The sequence below is a fragment of the Microbacterium sp. SORGH_AS_0421 genome (assembly GCF_030818635.1).
GTDB lineage: Bacteria > Actinomycetota > Actinomycetes > Actinomycetales > Microbacteriaceae > Microbacterium.
Genome location: NZ_JAUTAO010000001.1, coordinates 3,404,195 through 3,419,610, shown reverse-complemented (window position 1 = coordinate 3,419,610; position 15,416 = coordinate 3,404,195). Strand labels below are relative to the sequence as shown.

Genomic DNA, 15,416 nt, shown 5'->3' with positions numbered 1-15,416 from the left:
GGGAGCCCCCCGCGGAGGCCGCCGCCGGACGCGACGATGCCCCGGCACGAGGCCGGGGCATCGTTCACACGATGAAGCGCCTCAGGCGGCGCTGGTGACGGCGAACTGAACCGACCCCTGCGGGTCGATCTGCGCGTCGAGCACGCGGTCGTCGAGCACGGCCGCAGCATCGCTGTCGAGGAAGACGCGCGCTCCGGCGTTCTCGACGACGGCGTCGTCCGGCTGGGGGCCGTCGACGACCGACAGCGCGAACTGCGACTCGGGGGAGCCCGCACCTTCGATGCGGACGCCGCCCTGGGCGGCATCCGGGAACTGGGCGGTGATGGTCTTCACGGCGGTCGTGGCCTCTTCGGTGAGCGTCAGCATGGTGACTCTCCTTCTCTGATCGACGACAGGAATCAGCCACGATGCCGAGAATCCCGGTCGTCCTCAAGCTCACGCGACCATTGCCAGGGTTTTCCCACCGGCCCCTCGACGGCTCTCAGGGGAGGAGCCCGGCGCGCCGCGCGCGGGTCACCGCGGCGTGGCGGGTGGACGCGTCGAGCTTCGCCATCGCCGAGGCCAGGTACGACTTCACGGTGGTCTCCCGCAGGTGCAGCGACGCGGCGATCTCGCCGTTCGTCGACCCCACCGCGGCACAGGCGAGCACGTCGATCTCTCGCCGCGAGAGGTGGATATCGGGATCGGATGCCGTCTCACCGGCGTCCCCGGTCAGGGCGGCGAGACGCGCCTCGACGTCCTCGAGTCGGCGCCGTACCTCGTCGTCGTTGACCGTCGCCGCGATGCTGCGCAGCTGGGCATAGCTCTCGCGGATCTCTTCGCGGGCGCCGGCTCCGAGACCGCCCTCGGGACCGGGGGTCGAGGCGAGGCGCCGGTCGACCTCGGCACGCACCCGCAGCTCGGTGCCGAGCTCGCCGGCCACATCGAACGCGGGGCGCGCCTCGACATCGCCGACCGGCGATTGCGCCCACGACCCGCAGTAGAGGACGCCGCGCGCAGCCCCGCTGACGAGCACGGGAACCGCGAACAGGGTCGCGATCCCCTCGCCCAGGATGGCGCGGTCGTAATCATGGGTGATGGAGCGCGACGTGCGGTAGTCGAGGGTCATGCGCGGGCGTCGTTCGACGAGCGCGCGACCGCCGAGTCCGCGCGATGCGTGCACGACGAGCCCTTCGATGCTGCGCGTGCGCGCGCCGACGATGGTGGTGACGTGGACGGCGCCGTCGTGCTCCAGGCCGCCGAAAGCGACGGGAAAATGCGTGCGACGGGCGAGCTCGGTGACGGCGTGCGACACGAGCGTCGCATCGTCTCGAAGTGTGGAGGGTGCAGTCACGCACTACCTACTTCCGGGGGTGACGGCTTCGTCGCCGCGTTTCGTAGCGTCGACCCTATCACCGGGGAAGCAGCGGCCGACCCGGACTTTTCCGCCGTTCGGCGCAGCGTTGCGCCGTACTCATGAGGCAAGGAGGCCACATGACGGACCGTCGCATCGACGAAGCCCACCAGGGCGGCGTCGACTACATCGCGGTCGAGGAGTCCGCCCCGTTCCGGGAGTTGAAGAAGCGCCAGCGCAGCTTCGTCTTCCCGCTCGCGGTGGCGTTCCTCGTCTGGTACTTCGTCTACGTTCTGCTGTCGTCGTTCGCGCCGGAGTTCATGGCGCAGCCGGTCTCGGGTGCCATCACCGTGGGGCTCGTGCTGGGCCTCGCGCAGTTCGTCACCACGTTCGCCATCACCATGGGCTACGTGGCCTACGCCAACCGGCGCCTCGACCCGCGCGCCGAGGCGCTGCGCGTCGAGCTCGAGCGCGCGGACGGGGGTCGTTCATGAACGACATCCTCGCGAGCGTCGAGGCGGCCGTGCAGACCGTCGAGAACAATCCCGTGCTGAACATCTCGATCTTCGGCGCCTTCGTGGCCGTGACGTTGTTCATCGTCATCCGGGCCAGTCGCAACAGCAAGACGGCGGCCGACTATTACGCGGCGGGCCGCTCGTTCACCGGTCCGCAGAACGGCTTCGCGATCGCCGGTGACTACCTTTCGGCGGCGTCGTTCCTCGGGATCGTCGGGGCCATCGCGATCAACGGCTACGACGGCTTCCTCTACTCGATCGGGTTCCTCGTCGCGTGGCTGGTCGCGCTTCTGCTGGTCGCCGAGCTCATGCGCAACACCGGCAAGTTCACGATGGCCGACGTGCTGTCGTTCCGCCTCAAGGAGCGGCCGGTCCGGATGGCCGCGGCCATCACCACGCTCGCGGTCTGCTTCTTCTACCTCCTCGCGCAGATGGCCGGAGCCGGTGGCCTCGTGTCGCTGTTGCTGGGCATCACGGAGCGCGTCGGCCAGTCGATCGTCGTCGCCGTGGTCGGCATCCTGATGATCGTGTACGTCCTCATCGGCGGCATGAAGGGAACCACCTGGGTGCAGATCGTCAAGGCGTTCCTGCTCATCGGCGGCGCGATCGTCATGACGGTCTGGGTGCTCGCGATCAACGGCTTCAACCTGAACACGCTGCTCGAAAGCGCCGTCGCGGCCTCTCCCAAGGGCGATGCGATCCTGGCGCCGGGCCTGCAATACGGCAAGAACCCGTGGGACTTCATCTCGCTCGCCCTCGCCCTCGTGCTGGGTACCGCGGGTCTTCCCCACGTGCTGATGCGCTTCTACACGGTGCCGACCGCCAAAGAGGCGCGTCGCTCGGTCGTGTGGGCCATCTGGCTGATCGGGCTGTTCTACAACCTCACCCTGGTGCTCGGCTACGGCGCCGGCGCGATGGTCGGAGCCGAGACGATCCTCGGCGCCCCCGGCGGCGTCAACGCCGCAGCTCCGCTGCTCGCCCTGGCCCTCGGCGGACCGCTGCTTCTCGGCTTCATCTCGGCGGTGGCGTTCGCGACAATCCTCGCGGTGGTGGCGGGTCTGACGATCACCGCTGCCGCCTCGTTCGCTCACGACATCTACGCGAACGTCGTGAAGAAGGGGAACGTGCCCCCGGACGGCGAGGTCAAGGTCGCGCGGCGCACGGTCATCGTGATCGGTGTGCTCGCGATCCTCGGTGGCATCGGCGTGCAGGGGCAGAACGTCGCGTTCCTCGTCGCCCTGGCCTTCGCCGTGGCGGCGTCGGCCAACCTGCCGACGATCCTCTTCTCGCTGTTCTGGCGCCGCTTCACCACCCGCGGTGCGGTCTGGAGCATGTACGGCGGTCTCGGTTCGGCGCTCGTGCTGATCTTCCTCTCGCCGGTGTTCTGGGGAACCCCCACGAGCGTGTTCGCCGACACGGGCGTGGCGATCTGGCCGCTGAACAACCCCGGAATCGTGTCGATCCCGCTCGGGTTCTTCCTCGGCTGGCTCGGTTCGGTCACCTCCCGGACGCCGGAAGACCCGCGTAAAGCCGCGGAGATGGACGTCCGCTCCCTCACGGGCTACGGCGCCGAGAAGGCGTCGAGCCACTGACCGACCGATGCCCGGTCTCGCTGCGGCGGGGCCGGGCATCGTCGTGCCCGGGCACCGACGTCCACTCGAGCTCAGGTCGAGGTGAGCAGTGTCTCGGCGAGCATCGCGTCGCTCTCGAGCGAGAGCAGGTACTCCTTGACCTCGGGGTGTCCGCCGTACTCGCCGATCGAGCCATCCGCCCGCACGACGCGGTGCACCGGCACGACGATCGAGAAGGGCGTCGAGGCGCAGGCCGTTCCCACCGCCCGCGCCGCCCGCGGGGCTCCGGCCATCATCGACACCTCCCCGTACGACGCCACCTCCCCGTAGGGGATCTGCAGGGTCGCTTCGAGCGCCGCACGGGTGAAGCCGCGGACGAAGCGCCAGTCGAGGGAGACGTCGAACGCCCGCCGCGCGCCGTCGAAGTACTCGTCGAGCTGCGCGACGAGCCCCCGGCCGACCGAGGCATCGGGCTCGGGCACGATCCCCAGGCGCTGCGCGATCTCTGCGCGCGCGAGGTCGATGCCGTCGTGGCACACGTGCAGCCGAACGAGGGCGTCATCGACGAAGGTCAGCAGGATCGGCCCGACGGGGCTGTCGTATTCGGTGCTGGTGACTCTGTTCATGCGCCCATCCTCGTGACCGTGCCGCGGCCGTGCTGACGGATCGAACGCGAAGGGGGAGGATGCCGCGAAGTCTCGTCCTGGGGAGGAAGAGCCGATGACGCGGCGTGTCGCTGATTCCCGCGAAACTCGGGCCCGCTGCGCACGATCCCGCACTGCCCGGCTTAGTCTGACAGGTGTGTGGCGAGCTGAGGACGGTGCCGTGATGGGCGCTGACGGAGACGAGACGGTGTCGTCCGTCGATCCCGGCGAGCTGCGATTGTCGGAACCCGGCATCGTGGTTCGCCACGTGGCCGACCCCGAACGCGATCGCATCCGCGCCGAGGCGGCGGCCCTGGGCGGGCGCTCGACCCTGTTGCGTTTCGACGATGCGCGCGACGCGGGCATCGACATCACCAAGGCCCACCCCGGTTCCCTCCCGCAGTTCATCACGGGCCGCGCGACCATGCTCTCCAATCTCTTCCGCGACGAGGTGGCTCTGCGCACCGCGCGCATGGCCGCCGAGCGCATCACGGCCAAGAACGTCGAGCTCCGCACCGCCCGCGGCCTCGAGCCCGTGCACCTCGCCGTGGGTCTTTCGGCGTGGAAGATCGGGGGAGTGGAGTGGTCCGCCCCGGTGCTCCTCCGCCCGCTGGCGATCCGCCGCCACCACGGCGACTTCGAGCTGAAGCTGCACGGCGCGTTCGTGATGAACCCCGAGCTCGCCCGCGCGTTCCGCACCCACCTCGGCATCCAGATCGACTCCGCCGCCCTCGCGGGCCTCGCCTACGACCAGGGCGTGTTCAAACCGCAGCCGGTCATCGATCACATCCGACGTCTCACTTCGCACGTGCCGACCTTCGTCGTGCACCCCCGCCTGGTGATCTCGTCGTTCGCCGACGTCGGCTCGGGCATGGCCCGCGACACCCACGACCTCGATCACACGCTGCTGAACGCGCTCGCCGGCCACCCCGACGATCGCGCGCGCATCACGGTCCGCCGCGACGACCCGCAGGTGGTCAGCCCCGACGAGCGCACCCCCGCCGCCGACACCCTCCTGCTCGATGCGGATGCCGAGCAGGAGCGGGTCCTCGCGCGCATCGCCGCCGGTCACTCGCTCGCTGTGCACACGCTCCCGGGAACCGGTGGCACGCAGACGGTCATCAACGCGATCGGTCAGCTCGTCCACGACAACAAGCGCGTGCTGGTCGTGAGTGCTCGTCGGTCGACGCTCGACGGCATCCGTCACCGTCTCGCCGGGGTCGGTCTCACCGGGCTGGCCGTCTCGCCGAACCACGTCCGCCGCGACCTCATTCGCGCGATCGGCCGCAACGAGAAGGCCGAGCAGCCCAAGGTCGCCGAGATCGACGACGCGCTCGTGCGCCTGCGTACGGTCCTGCGCGACTATCGCTCCGCCGTGACCGAGCCGCATCTGGCCCTGGGCGTCTCGGCGCTCGACATCCTCCGCGCGCTCACGTCGTTGGCATCCACCTCTCCGGCTCCCTCGACCGAGGCCCGTTTCGATCTGGCGACCCTCGAGCGTCTGGCCGGGCGACGGGATGCCGCGGCCCGGGCTCTCGCGATGGCAGCACGCCTCGGCGAGTTCCGCTTCGGCCCCGACGACTCGCCCTGGTACGGCGTCAGCTTCTCGCGCACCGAAGACGCCCGCGCGGCGCACGACCTCGCCGGCAAGCTCCACACCAGCGATGTGCCGCGCCTGCTCGAGCGCGGCTACGAGCTCATCGCGCAGACGCGCATGCGACCGTTCCAGACGGTGTCGGAGCTCGGGTCGTATCTGAAGCTTCTGCAGGGCATCCGCGAGTCCCTCGACCGCTTCAGCCCGAGTGTCTTCGAGCGCCCCCTCGGCGAGCTGATCGACGCGCACTCGCCGCGCCGCGACGCGTCCGCGATGAGCGGTCCGAACCGTCGCCGACTCAAGCGTCTGTCGAAGGAGTACGTGCGCCCGGGCGTCCACGTGCCCGACATGTACGAGGCGCTCGTGCGCATCCAGCAGCAGCGCACCGAGTGGCAACGCGTGGTCGACGCCGGCGTGACCCCCGAGGTACCTCTCGGCCTCGCCGATGTGAACGTCGCGTGGCAGCGCACCGATGCCCTGCTCGGCGAACTCGACCGGATCCTCGGCCGCCAGGGCTCGGAACGCCTGGCCACCCTCCCCGTGCAGCGTCTGGTGCGCACGCTCGCGGGCCTCGCGGCAGAATCCACCTTCTTCGACAACCTCGTCGAGCGCGCCCAGCTGCGCTCCGAGCTCGCCCGTCTGGGTCTCGAGCAGCTGCTCGTCGAGCTCTCGGTGCGCCACGTCCCCGAAGAGCGCGTCGGCGCCGAGCTCGAGTTCGCCTGGTGGCAGTCGGCCCTCGAGCACCTGCTTCGCACCGACCGTGCCCTGCTCGGGGCCAACACGAGCGTCGTCGACCGTCTCGAGCGCGACTTCCGGCTCGTCGACGAGGCGCACGCCGCCGCCGCGGGGCCGCTCCTGGCCGCGCAGCTCGCGACGCAGTGGCGTATCGGCATCGTCGACCACGCCGACGAAGCGGCCGCCCTCAAACGCGTCCTGAAAGACGGCCTGCACACGGCGCAGGAGATGTCGGATGCCGCGCCCACCCTGCTGCGCACGCTCGCGCCGGTGTGGCTCGCGTCGCCGTACGAGGTCCCCGACGTTCCGACCGACCTGGCGTTCGATGTCGTGATCATCGCGGATGCCGCGGCCCTGTGCCTCGCGGAGGCGGCCCCGGCGCTGCGCCGCGCTCGCCAGGTCGTGCTGTTCGGCGACCCCGTGGTGCAGAAGCCCACCCCCTTCCGGGTCAGTGCCTCGATCATCGGCGCGCCCGACGAGGCCGACGAAGTGCCCTTCGACGGCACCTCGGTCTTCGAGCGCATCGCGGAGCTCCTGCCCGTCGAGACCCTCACGCGCAGCTACCGCGCGGGCGGCGAGGACCTCTCGCAGCTGGTCAACGATGCCTTCTACGGCGGCGAGATCGTCTCGCTCCCGTGGGCAGGGTCGTACCTCGGTCGCGGCAGCCTCAGCGTCGACTACGTCGAGGGCGGCGTCGGCGCCCCCGACCCCGTCAGCGGCGCCGTCGAGAGCCCCGATGCCGAGGTCGCCCGCGTGGTCACCCTCGTGGTCGAGCACGCCGTCAACCGCGCCTCCGAGTCGCTCATGGTCGTCACCGCGAGCCGCAAGCATGCCGAGCGCGTGCGGGCCTCGGTCGTGGCGGCACTGGCCGGCCGGTCCGATGTCGCGGAGTTCATCTCCCGGGATGCCGCGGAGCCCTTCGCCGTCCTGACCCTCGAAGAGTCGGTGGCCGAGAGCCGGGACCGCGTGGTGTTCTCGCTCGGCTTCGGTCTCACGCGCCACGGTCGCGTCCTGAGCGACTTCGGCGACCTGTCGACACCCGACGGCGAGCGGCTGCTCACCGTCGGTATGACGCGCGCGCGGCGCTCGATGGTGATCGTGTCGTCCATTCGTCCCTCGGCGTTCGACGACGGTCGTCTCGAGCACGGTGCCGCCACCCTCATGGGCATCCTCGGCAACGTGGCGTCGCGGAGCCGCGAGATGCGGCTCGAAGACCTCGCCGACCCGCTGACCCGCGCCCTGGCGCGCGAGCTTCGACGCCTCGACGTCGAGGTCGACGTCGACTACCGCGGTCTGCTCCCCATCGTCGCCCGATACCGGGGCAAGGCCGTCGTCGCCGAGAGCGACCCCGAGACCATCGGCGAATCGCTCCGCGAGACCCTTCGCCTCCGCCCGCAGATCCTCCGTCGTCTCGGGTGGCACTACGTGCGGGTGCACGCTTTCGATCTCTACAGCGACCCTGCGGGCGTGGCCTCGCGGATCGGGGAGCTGCTCGGCATCGCGCCCGACGACGCGGCCGCTCCCGACGCGACCACCGAGTCGCTCGACCTCCCTGACTGAGAAGCCGATGAGCGAGACGCCCGAGAGCACCGGGTCGGACGCCGCGGGCGCTCCCGATCCGCGTACGGAGCGGCAGCCGGTCGTTCGCGTGCGCGGCGCGCGGCGCGCGCGTCTGCTCGCCGCCCCGGGCACGACCGCGGAGCCCGCACCCGCGGACGACCCGGCGCGTGGCACGGGCGCTCGGCCCACGGCATCCGGGCCCAACGACGAGCGCATGATGCGCGACGTCCCCCCGCACTACTGACCCGCAGGACGTACGCGAAACGGCGCCCGGTCCGGGACGTGGTCCCGGCGCGGGCGCCGTCTCGTGTGATCCGTCGGTCGGCTCAGAGCTTGTTCTGGCGCTCCAGCAGGTCGCGGATCTGCACGAGCAGTTCCTGCTCGGTCGGCAGCTTGGGCTCGTCCGAGGCGGGCTCGTTCACTCCCGCGCGAGCGGCGGCGATGGCCTTCCACCGGTTCATGGGGTAGACGAACACCAGGTACACCACGAGCGCGACGGCGAAGAAGCTGATGATCGCCGACAACAGGGTGGGCAGGGGGAAGACCACTTCCTGGCCGTAGATGCCGGTGATCGTGGGCCCGATTTCGCCGTTCTCGGCGGGCTTGTAGAACACCGAGATCAGCGGCGTGATCACTGCGGCGACGATGGCATTCACGACCGCGGTGAATGCGGCTCCGATGACCACCGCGACGGCGAGGTCGATGACATTCCCGCGGAGAATGAACTCCTTGAATCCCTTGATCATGCGCTGGTTCCTCTCAGGCCGCGCCGACTCGGGCTCAAGAAGCCGAGGGCGAGGCGGACGACGTCGATTCCGACTTCGATGATGTCGAAGAAGTGGACGAGCCGCCACCGCTTGCGCCCGAGGACGAGCTGCGCGAGTCCGTGCGGTAGAAGCCCGACCCGTTGAAGGTCACACCGATCGACCCGTACTGCTTGCGCACCTCGCCGCCGCATTCGGGGCACTCGGTGAGAGCGGCATCCGAAAACGACTGCTGGGCGTCGAAACGATGGCCGCACTGCTTGCAGGCATAGGAATAGGTGGGCATGAGCGTCCTTCGGGTGTTCAGGAGGTGTGGGCGGCGAGCGGCAGGGTGCGCGTGGGGGTGACCACGCCCGTGACGGGCTGGTCGTGCACGTCGCGCGGCACGTCGTCGATGAGCTCGGTGTCGAAGATGACCGCGTAGACGGGCGGGCACTTCTCCATCGAGCCGAGGGTCTTGTCGAAGTAGCCGCGGCCCCATCCGAGGCGCATGCCGTGATGATCGACGGCGGCCGCGGGGATGATCAGCAGGTCGACGTCGTTGACCGCGATGGGCCCCAGCACGTCGCCGACCGGCTCGGGAACACCGAACAGCCCCTCGGTGATCTCGGTGTCGGCCGTGGCGACGCTCCAGTCGAGCAGGCCGTCCTCGCGGGTGATCGGAAGAAGCACCCGGATGCCGCGATCCACGGCCGCGCGCACGAAGGCGTGGGTCCCGGGTTCGGTTGGCGTCGACAGGAAACACGAGATGCTGCGGGCTCCGAGACGCGCGACGAGGGCGTCGAGTTGCTCTGTGACGCCGGCCTCGGCCACCTCGCGGGCATGCGCGGAGATGGTCTGGCGGCGTTCGCGCAGATCGGCGCGGAGTGCGCGCTTGGCCTGCTCGATACGATCCGGCATGCGATAAGTCTAGGGGCGGGCGCGTTGCCGCCGGTGGCGCGGGACCCCGCTAGGGTATGCCCATGCCTCACAAGCCCTTCAAGGCCGTCATCCCGGCCGCCGGACTCGGTACGCGCTTCCTGCCCGCCACGAAGGCGATGCCCAAAGAGATGTTGCCCGTCGTCGACAAGCCGGCCATCCAGTACGTCGTCGAAGAGGCGACCGGTGCCGGTATCCAAGACGTGCTGATCATCATCGGCCGCAACAAGAACAACATCGCGAACCACTTCGACTCCATGCCCGAGCTCGAAGCGAAGCTGCGCGAGAAGGGCGACGACGACAAGCTGGCCAAGGTCGAGCACTCGTCCGACCTCGCCGACATCCACATGGTCCGTCAGGGTGAGCCCAAGGGCCTCGGCCACGCGGTGCTGCGCGCCCGCAGCCACGTGGGCGATCACCCCTTCGCCGTCCTTCTCGGCGATGACCTCATCGATGAGCGCGACCCGCTGCTCACCAAGATGATGGAGGAGTACGACAAGCGCGGCGGTGCCACCGTCATCGCGCTCATGGAGGTCGACCCCGCGCACATCCACCTCTACGGTGTGGCCGCTGTCGAGGCGACAGACGAAGAAGACGTCGTCAAGGTCACCCAGCTCGTCGAGAAGCCCAAGGCCGAAGACGCACCCTCGAACCTCGCGATCATCGGTCGCTACGTGCTCGGTCCCGACGTGTTCGACATCCTCGAGCGCACCGAGCCCGGCAAGGGCGGCGAGATCCAGCTGACCGATGCCCTCGAAGAGCTCGCTACCGGTGGTGGCGACGGCGGCGGTGTTTACGGCGTCGTGTTCCGCGGCCGCCGTTACGACACGGGCGACCGCGTCGATTACATCAAGGCGATCGTGCAGCTCGCGGCCGACCGCGACGACCTCGGCCCCGCCCTCCGCCCCTGGTTCAAGGAGTTCGCGCAGGGTCTCTGACCCGGCAGGATGCCATGGATCTGTCCGTCCCTCGGCGGCACGGCGACGTGTCGATCCGTCTCATCCGCAACCGCGACGCGCGAGTCCTTCAGCAGCAGCTGATCGACAACCGCTCGTGGCTGAAGCGGTGGGAGGCCACCAGTCCCGACGGCCCCGTGTCATTCGACATGCGCCTCGGCATCCGTCGTCTTCTGCAGCAGTACCGTGACGGCGTCGGCGTCCCCTTCGTGATGGCGTGGGACGACGACGTCGCCGGGCAGCTGAACGTGTGGGGTGTCTCGCGCGGGTCGCTCGCCTCGGCGACGATCGGGTACTGGGTGGCAGAGGAGTTCGCCGGTCGCAACATCACCACGATCGGCGTGGCGATGGCGACCGACGTGTGTTTCACCGAACTGAACCTGCATCGCGTCGAGATCTGCATCCGCCCCGAGAACCATGCCAGTCTGCGCGTCGTCGAGAAGCTCGGCTTCCGGTACGAGGGCCTGCGGCGCAAGTACATCCACATCGACGGCGATTGGCGTGATCACTACGCCTTCGCCCTGGTGCGCGAAGAGGTTCCGTACGGGGTGCTCGACCGGTTCGTGCGGGGACAGGTGCCGCCCGACGCGGCCCGCGTTCCGCCGGCTGACCGGATCTGAGCGACCCGGCTACGGCCTTTCTCGCTCCATCGGTGAAAGTCTCGCCACGACACGCCGGGGGATGCCGAGGTGTGATCTCTCGGTGACCTACCTTTGTGGCATGGGTGGGCAGGTTCTCAGCGGCGGCGTGATCTTCTTCGTCGCGGTCGCGCTCTGGCTCGTGTACCTGCTTCCGTCGTGGCAGAGCCGTCATCGCTTCACCTCCGCCGAACGCAACGCCGTGCGCCTCAACCAGGCCCTCCGCGTGCTCGCCGAGACGGCCGAGACGCCGCGCGAGGTCCGGCTCGAGCTGACGGCACGTACCGCTCACCAGCAGCAGAAGCTCGCCCGCCAGATCCAGGCCCAGAAGGCGCAGATCGAATTGGCCGCGGCGAAGGCACGGCTCGAGGTCGCTCGCGTCGAGAGCGCTCGCGATCGCGACGTCGTAAAGGAAAAGCGCGCCGCCGCGGTCGATCTTGCTCGTGCGGAGCGCGCCGCCGCCGTCGAGGTCGCTCGTGCCGAACGCGCCGCCGCGCTGGAGAAGACCCGCGCCGAGCGTGCCGCCGCCGTCGAGCGCGCACACGCGGAGCGTGCCGCAGCCGTGGCCCGACCCGAGGCGCGTCGCGCGCGTGCCCGTCGTCGTTTCCGTCTCGGCGTCACCACGGTGGGCTTGGTCGGTCTCGCTGCTGCCCTGGTCGGTCTCGGGCCGGTCATCGCCGGGGGAGCACCCGCGCTTCTCCTCGCCGGGGTTGCTGTGGTTCTGGCATCCCTCATCGTTCTCCGCCGTATCTCGGTGGTCGCGGCGCGCACGGCTTCGCCGGCGGTGGTTGCGACCGCGGTGAAGCGCACCGTCGCCGTCGAGGTGCAGGATGTCGCTCTCGTGCCCGAGCCGCGTCCGACCTGGACTCCGCGCGAGCTGCCGCGCCCCCTGGTGGCATCGGCCGGCTCTCGCGCAGCAGCCGTCGTCGACGAGCAGCTCGCTCGCGAGGCGCTGCGTGCCGCCGCTCGCGAAGAGGCCGCTCGCGAGCTCGCCGCCGAGCAGGCGCCCACCCCCATCGAGACGGCTCGTCCGGCCGCTGTCGCCCCCGCTCCGTCGCCGTATGCCGCGATGGGGTACGTGGACGACTCCGAGATCCAGGATCACGTGCAGCGGCTTCTGGCGCGTCGCGCGTCGGGGGAGTAACCGCATCGCTGCGACCCCTGTGGGCCCCGTGCCTGGGGCTCGCCCTCTCCGGCTCTGGCGGCAATCCGTCGGCATACGTCTCGCGGTATACGACGGATGCCAGGTGCCCACCCCGCGTCAAGGTGGGCGCGTGCGACGTGATAGTGTTGTCGTGGTTTCCGGGCCTGTGGCGCAGTTGGTAGCGCGCCTCGTTCGCATCGAGGAGGTCAGGGGTTCGAATCCCCTCAGGTCCACCATAATCAATCATCTTGAGAACAGATGAACTTGTAGGAGCCACTTTGAAGCGGCGCATCCCCGTCAGGGGCTGCGCCGCTTCGTGATTGTGTGACTGCGCAAAGAGAGCTTCTCGATTCGACGCTCAGGCTTCCTGAGGTCGCCAAGATGCTCGGCGATGAACGCCAGCATGCGCTGCTCGTTGACACGGGCGTGCGCGAGTTCGCGGCGGGGAGCCCACTCCTCGGAGGATGGACGCATCGCCACCCACACGCTCGCCCCGGGCGATAGCCCCGAGGCGACCGGCGACCGGTTCTCCATCGGGAACGGTCTCTCGCTCACCACGCTCAACGGCATCCCGGGCAGCACCGCCATCCAACCCGGCCAGGTGTTGGTGCTCGATCCTGCGGCGGTCCCGGGCTTCGTCTTCGACGACCCTTACGACGGCTGAGCCGACGCCGGGACCCGGCACGTGGCATCCGGTCTCAGGCGCCCGTGAAGGTCCGCAGCTGCGCGAGCAGCCTCGGCGCGCTCGCGTCGAAGCGCGCGCCGCCCATGAGTACGCCGCCCGCGAAGACGATGACGCCCCAGACGAGTCCGATCGCGAGGGAGACCCAGCCGGCGTCCGTCACCCCAAAGAAGATCGCCATCACGGCAGGGACGACAGCGGGCAGTGCCAGCACGGCGACGAGGGCCCAGCAGAGGAAGAACGCCAGGAACATCGTGAACGTCGAACCGGGCACCCGCTTGAAGGGCGAGTCGCCCGGGGCGGGTGTGGGTACGACGAGCAGGGCCGAACTGACGGCGCTCACGCCGAGCCCCACGAGCGTGAGTCCCATCGAGCCGCCGACGACGGCGGGAAGGAGCTGCCATTTGTCGGCGATCGCCAGTGTCACCACGTCGGCGAGCAGCACGAGCGGCACGCTCACGGTCGCGGAGCCCAGCATGCGGCCGAGGCGATCGGCACGCCCCCGGATGCCGGTCTGCAGCACCGTGGCGAAGGCGGTGCCGTCGTACGACACGTCGGTGTACGCCAGGATGCCGGCGAAGAAGCCCACCAGCAGGCCCGAGGCTGCGAAGAACGGCCCGTCGAGGTCACCGCGCGAGTAGACCAGCACGAGGACGGGAGCGAAGGGGATCAGCAGCAGCTGCCGCAGATAGCGGAAGTCGCGCGTCCACGAGGTGAGCGATCGCGCCCAGGTCGCGCCGACCGGGTTCGACGGCATGACGCCGAACGACCCGAGCGCCCCGGAACGGCGACGCGTGGTCGCGCGGGCGGGAGGACCGACGACGGATGCCGACAGGCTCCGCTGCCAGAGCCACCACAGCACCGCGAGGGTGACGACGGCGATCACGAGCTTCAGCACCCCCGTGATCCAGGCGCCCGCGGCGAGGTCTCCGGGCACGGCCCACGCGGCGGCGATCGGCGTCCACGACAGACCCGTGACGAGGGCCTGCAGCTGAACCCCCTGCTCGCTCGCCGAGACCAGAGCGCCGGTGATGCCGATGAAGATCGGGCTCGCGAAGATGACGAGGACGAAGCCGACGAGTCCGATGATCTCGCGGGTGCGGCGGCCTCCGCCGATGCCGGCGGCGAGGGCGGCCACCGCGCGCGAGGCGACGACGCAGATCACGACGCCGAGCGGCACGCACACGAGCGCGGCGACAGCCGCGACCGGGTACCGCGCCCACACGAGGAACACGGCGAGCGAACCGACCGCGGTCGTGATGCCCGGCACTCCCGTGAGCCCTCCGGCGGTGATCGCGACCATCATCTGCCGCGTCGTCATCGGGAAGGGCGCGAGCTTGGCGGGGTCGAGGGTCGTATCGAGCCCCGCGGCGAAGATCGGCCCCACCACCCACCCGAGGGTCAGCAGCGCCCCCGCGCCGGTGATCACGGACCGCGCGATGTCGAGGTCGAGCGTGCCGACGAAGAAGAGGCCGACGCCCGCGAGCAGCAGCATCCACAGCGCGCCGATCACCCCGAAGATGAAGCCGACCATCTGCATCGGGCTCCGCATCAGGGTGTTCCCCAGGACGCGGAACCGGATCCTCAGGACTGTCGCAACCACTGCGGCCCCTCCGCGTGGTGACGCCCGCCCACCAGTTCGACGAAGCGGTCCTGCAGCGTCTGTGCGCCGCGCACCTGGTCTACGGTCCCGGATGCCAGCAATCGGCCCTGCGCGATGACCGCGACGTGGTCGCACATGCGCTGCACGAGGTCCATCGAGTGGCTCGAGACGATGACCGTGCCGCCCGAGGCGGTGTAGCCGCGCAGGATGTCTTCGATGTTGGCGGCCGACACCGGGTCGACGGACTCGAAGGGCTCGTCGAGGACGAGCAGACGTGGGGCGTGCACGAGAGCGCAGGCGAGGGCGACCTTCTTGGTCATGCCCGCGGAGTAGTCGACGACGGGGGTGCCTGCGGCCTCGGTGAGGTCCATGATCTGCAGCAGGTCGGCCGTGCGGGCGCCGACCTCCTCACGCGTGAGGCCGAACATCATGCCGGTGTAGGTGACGAGCTGTTCGCCGGTGAGCCGGTCGAACAGACGCACGCCGTCGGCGAGGTTGCCGATGAGCTTCTTCGCCTCGACCGGGTGGGTCCAGACATCGACTCCGTGGATGCCGACCGTGCCGGCATCCGGCCTCAGAAGTCCGGTCGCCATCGACAGCGTGGTGGTCTTGCCCGCGCCGTTGGGACCGACCAGGCCGTAGAACGACCCGGTGGGGACGGTGAGGTCGAGACCGGCGACAGCGACCTTCTGACCGAAGTGCTTCGCCAGGCCCGCCAGCTGCATCGCCGGAAGCGAGTCGCTCGGGGTGGGCGGGGCG

General features: G+C 69.8%; 16 protein-coding genes and 1 tRNA gene. 9 read left to right on the top strand and 8 right to left on the bottom strand.

Translation table 11 applies throughout. The annotated features are described in order from the left end of the window. Positions 1-81: 81 nt before the first annotated feature. Positions 82-366, bottom strand: coding sequence for a Fe-S cluster assembly protein HesB (locus QE416_RS16310; protein ID WP_103206273.1), 285 nt, complete (start codon positions 364-366; stop codon positions 82-84). A gap of 115 nt (positions 367-481) precedes the next feature. Beyond that, a complete protein-coding gene (locus tag QE416_RS16305; protein ID WP_307317767.1) occupies positions 482-1,333 on the bottom strand; it encodes a LuxR C-terminal-related transcriptional regulator in 852 nt (283 codons plus the stop codon). Positions 1,334-1,473: 140 nt separating this feature from the next. On the opposite strand from QE416_RS16305, the gene QE416_RS16300 reads away from it, so the two are divergent. Beyond that, positions 1,474-1,827, top strand: a complete 354-nt coding sequence (locus tag QE416_RS16300) for a DUF485 domain-containing protein (protein ID WP_307317765.1) — start codon at positions 1,474-1,476, stop codon at positions 1,825-1,827. Next, on the top strand, positions 1,824-3,440 hold the full coding sequence (locus tag QE416_RS16295; RefSeq protein ID WP_307317763.1) for a cation acetate symporter: 1,617 nt from the start codon (positions 1,824-1,826) through the stop codon (positions 3,438-3,440). The genes QE416_RS16300 and QE416_RS16295 overlap by 4 nt, the downstream gene beginning before the upstream one ends. Before the next feature lie 71 nt (positions 3,441-3,511). On the opposite strand, the gene QE416_RS16290 is transcribed toward QE416_RS16295, so the two are convergent. Further along, positions 3,512-4,045: a methylated-DNA--[protein]-cysteine S-methyltransferase gene (locus tag QE416_RS16290; RefSeq protein ID WP_307317762.1), complete on the bottom strand. Its 534-nt coding sequence runs from the start codon at positions 4,043-4,045 to the stop codon at positions 3,512-3,514. Between the two features lie 202 nt (positions 4,046-4,247). Here QE416_RS16290 and QE416_RS16285 point away from each other — a divergent pair, with 202 nt between their 5' ends. Together QE416_RS16285 and QE416_RS16280 are read left to right on the top strand one after the other, a co-directional pair. Beyond that, positions 4,248-7,952 (top strand): AAA family ATPase, encoded by a 3,705-nt coding sequence (locus QE416_RS16285; protein WP_307317760.1) that lies wholly within the window; start codon positions 4,248-4,250, stop codon positions 7,950-7,952. Positions 7,953-7,959: 7 nt separating this feature from the next. After that, positions 7,960-8,196: a hypothetical protein gene (locus QE416_RS16280; RefSeq protein WP_210073889.1), complete on the top strand. Its 237-nt coding sequence runs from the start codon at positions 7,960-7,962 to the stop codon at positions 8,194-8,196. Positions 8,197-8,278: 82 nt separating this feature from the next. Here QE416_RS16280 and mscL read toward each other — a convergent pair whose 3' ends face one another. From mscL to QE416_RS16265, 3 genes are read right to left on the bottom strand one after another with little or no spacing between them, the layout of a single operon-like run. Then, positions 8,279-8,698: a large conductance mechanosensitive channel protein MscL gene (mscL, locus tag QE416_RS16275; protein WP_210073891.1), complete on the bottom strand. Its 420-nt coding sequence runs from the start codon at positions 8,696-8,698 to the stop codon at positions 8,279-8,281. Positions 8,699-8,732: 34 nt separating this feature from the next. After that, positions 8,733-9,002, bottom strand: coding sequence for an FmdB family zinc ribbon protein (locus QE416_RS16270; protein ID WP_210073893.1), 270 nt, complete (start codon positions 9,000-9,002; stop codon positions 8,733-8,735). Between the two features lie 17 nt (positions 9,003-9,019). Next, a complete protein-coding gene (locus QE416_RS16265; protein WP_210073895.1) occupies positions 9,020-9,616 on the bottom strand; it encodes a 5-formyltetrahydrofolate cyclo-ligase in 597 nt (198 codons plus the stop codon). Positions 9,617-9,678: 62 nt separating this feature from the next. Between QE416_RS16265 and galU the strand changes: the two genes are divergently transcribed. From galU to QE416_RS16240, 5 genes are all read left to right on the top strand, one after another. Then, the gene (gene galU, locus QE416_RS16260) at positions 9,679-10,572 is read left to right on the top strand and encodes a UTP--glucose-1-phosphate uridylyltransferase GalU (protein ID WP_210073896.1); all 894 of its coding nucleotides are present in this window, start codon (positions 9,679-9,681) and stop codon (positions 10,570-10,572) included. Between the two features lie 14 nt (positions 10,573-10,586). Then, the gene (locus tag QE416_RS16255) at positions 10,587-11,210 is read left to right on the top strand and encodes a GNAT family N-acetyltransferase (RefSeq protein WP_210073898.1); all 624 of its coding nucleotides are present in this window, start codon (positions 10,587-10,589) and stop codon (positions 11,208-11,210) included. Positions 11,211-11,310: 100 nt separating this feature from the next. Beyond that, the gene (locus QE416_RS16250; RefSeq protein ID WP_307317754.1) at positions 11,311-12,372 is read left to right on the top strand and encodes a large exoprotein; all 1,062 of its coding nucleotides are present in this window, start codon (positions 11,311-11,313) and stop codon (positions 12,370-12,372) included. A gap of 160 nt (positions 12,373-12,532) precedes the next feature. Next, positions 12,533-12,608 (top strand) — tRNA-Ala (locus tag QE416_RS16245). Positions 12,609-12,763: 155 nt separating this feature from the next. Next, positions 12,764-13,036 carry a hypothetical protein gene (locus QE416_RS16240; protein WP_307317752.1) on the top strand — a complete coding sequence of 91 codons (273 nt, stop codon included), beginning with the start codon at positions 12,764-12,766 and terminating at the stop codon, positions 13,034-13,036. 34 nt (positions 13,037-13,070) lie between these two features. On the opposite strand, the gene QE416_RS16235 is transcribed toward QE416_RS16240, so the two are convergent. Together QE416_RS16235 and QE416_RS16230 are read right to left on the bottom strand one after the other, a co-directional pair. After that, positions 13,071-14,594 (bottom strand): hypothetical protein, encoded by a 1,524-nt coding sequence (locus QE416_RS16235; protein ID WP_307317749.1) that lies wholly within the window; start codon positions 14,592-14,594, stop codon positions 13,071-13,073. A gap of 44 nt (positions 14,595-14,638) precedes the next feature. Then, on the bottom strand, positions 14,639-15,382 hold the full coding sequence (locus QE416_RS16230; RefSeq protein WP_307317987.1) for an ABC transporter ATP-binding protein: 744 nt from the start codon (positions 15,380-15,382) through the stop codon (positions 14,639-14,641). Between the last annotated feature and the right edge of the window lie 34 nt (positions 15,383-15,416).

Bases quoted from the DNA above. Each gene is read 5' to 3' on its own strand.
- QE416_RS16310 (WP_103206273.1), bottom strand. From the start codon at position 366: ATGCTGACGCTCACCGAAGAGGCCACGACCGCCGTGAAGACCATCACC.
- QE416_RS16300 (WP_307317765.1), top strand. From the start codon at position 1,474: ATGACGGACCGTCGCATCGACGAAGCCCACCAGGGCGGCGTCGACTAC.
- QE416_RS16295 (WP_307317763.1), top strand. From the start codon at position 1,824: ATGAACGACATCCTCGCGAGCGTCGAGGCGGCCGTGCAGACCGTCGAG.
- QE416_RS16290 (WP_307317762.1), bottom strand. From the start codon at position 4,045: ATGAACAGAGTCACCAGCACCGAATACGACAGCCCCGTCGGGCCGATC.
- QE416_RS16285 (WP_307317760.1), top strand. From the start codon at position 4,248: ATGGGCGCTGACGGAGACGAGACGGTGTCGTCCGTCGATCCCGGCGAG.
- QE416_RS16280 (WP_210073889.1), top strand. From the start codon at position 7,960: ATGAGCGAGACGCCCGAGAGCACCGGGTCGGACGCCGCGGGCGCTCCC.
- mscL (WP_210073891.1), bottom strand. From the start codon at position 8,698: ATGATCAAGGGATTCAAGGAGTTCATTCTCCGCGGGAATGTCATCGAC.
- QE416_RS16270 (WP_210073893.1), bottom strand. From the start codon at position 9,002: ATGCCCACCTATTCCTATGCCTGCAAGCAGTGCGGCCATCGTTTCGAC.
- QE416_RS16265 (WP_210073895.1), bottom strand. From the start codon at position 9,616: ATGCCGGATCGTATCGAGCAGGCCAAGCGCGCACTCCGCGCCGATCTG.
- galU (WP_210073896.1), top strand. From the start codon at position 9,679: ATGCCTCACAAGCCCTTCAAGGCCGTCATCCCGGCCGCCGGACTCGGT.
- QE416_RS16255 (WP_210073898.1), top strand. From the start codon at position 10,587: ATGGATCTGTCCGTCCCTCGGCGGCACGGCGACGTGTCGATCCGTCTC.
- QE416_RS16250 (WP_307317754.1), top strand. From the start codon at position 11,311: ATGGGTGGGCAGGTTCTCAGCGGCGGCGTGATCTTCTTCGTCGCGGTC.
- QE416_RS16240 (WP_307317752.1), top strand. From the start codon at position 12,764: ATGAACGCCAGCATGCGCTGCTCGTTGACACGGGCGTGCGCGAGTTCG.
- QE416_RS16235 (WP_307317749.1), bottom strand. From the start codon at position 14,594: ATGCAGATGGTCGGCTTCATCTTCGGGGTGATCGGCGCGCTGTGGATG.
- QE416_RS16230 (WP_307317987.1), bottom strand. From the start codon at position 15,382: ATGCAGCTGGCGGGCCTGGCGAAGCACTTCGGTCAGAAGGTCGCTGTC.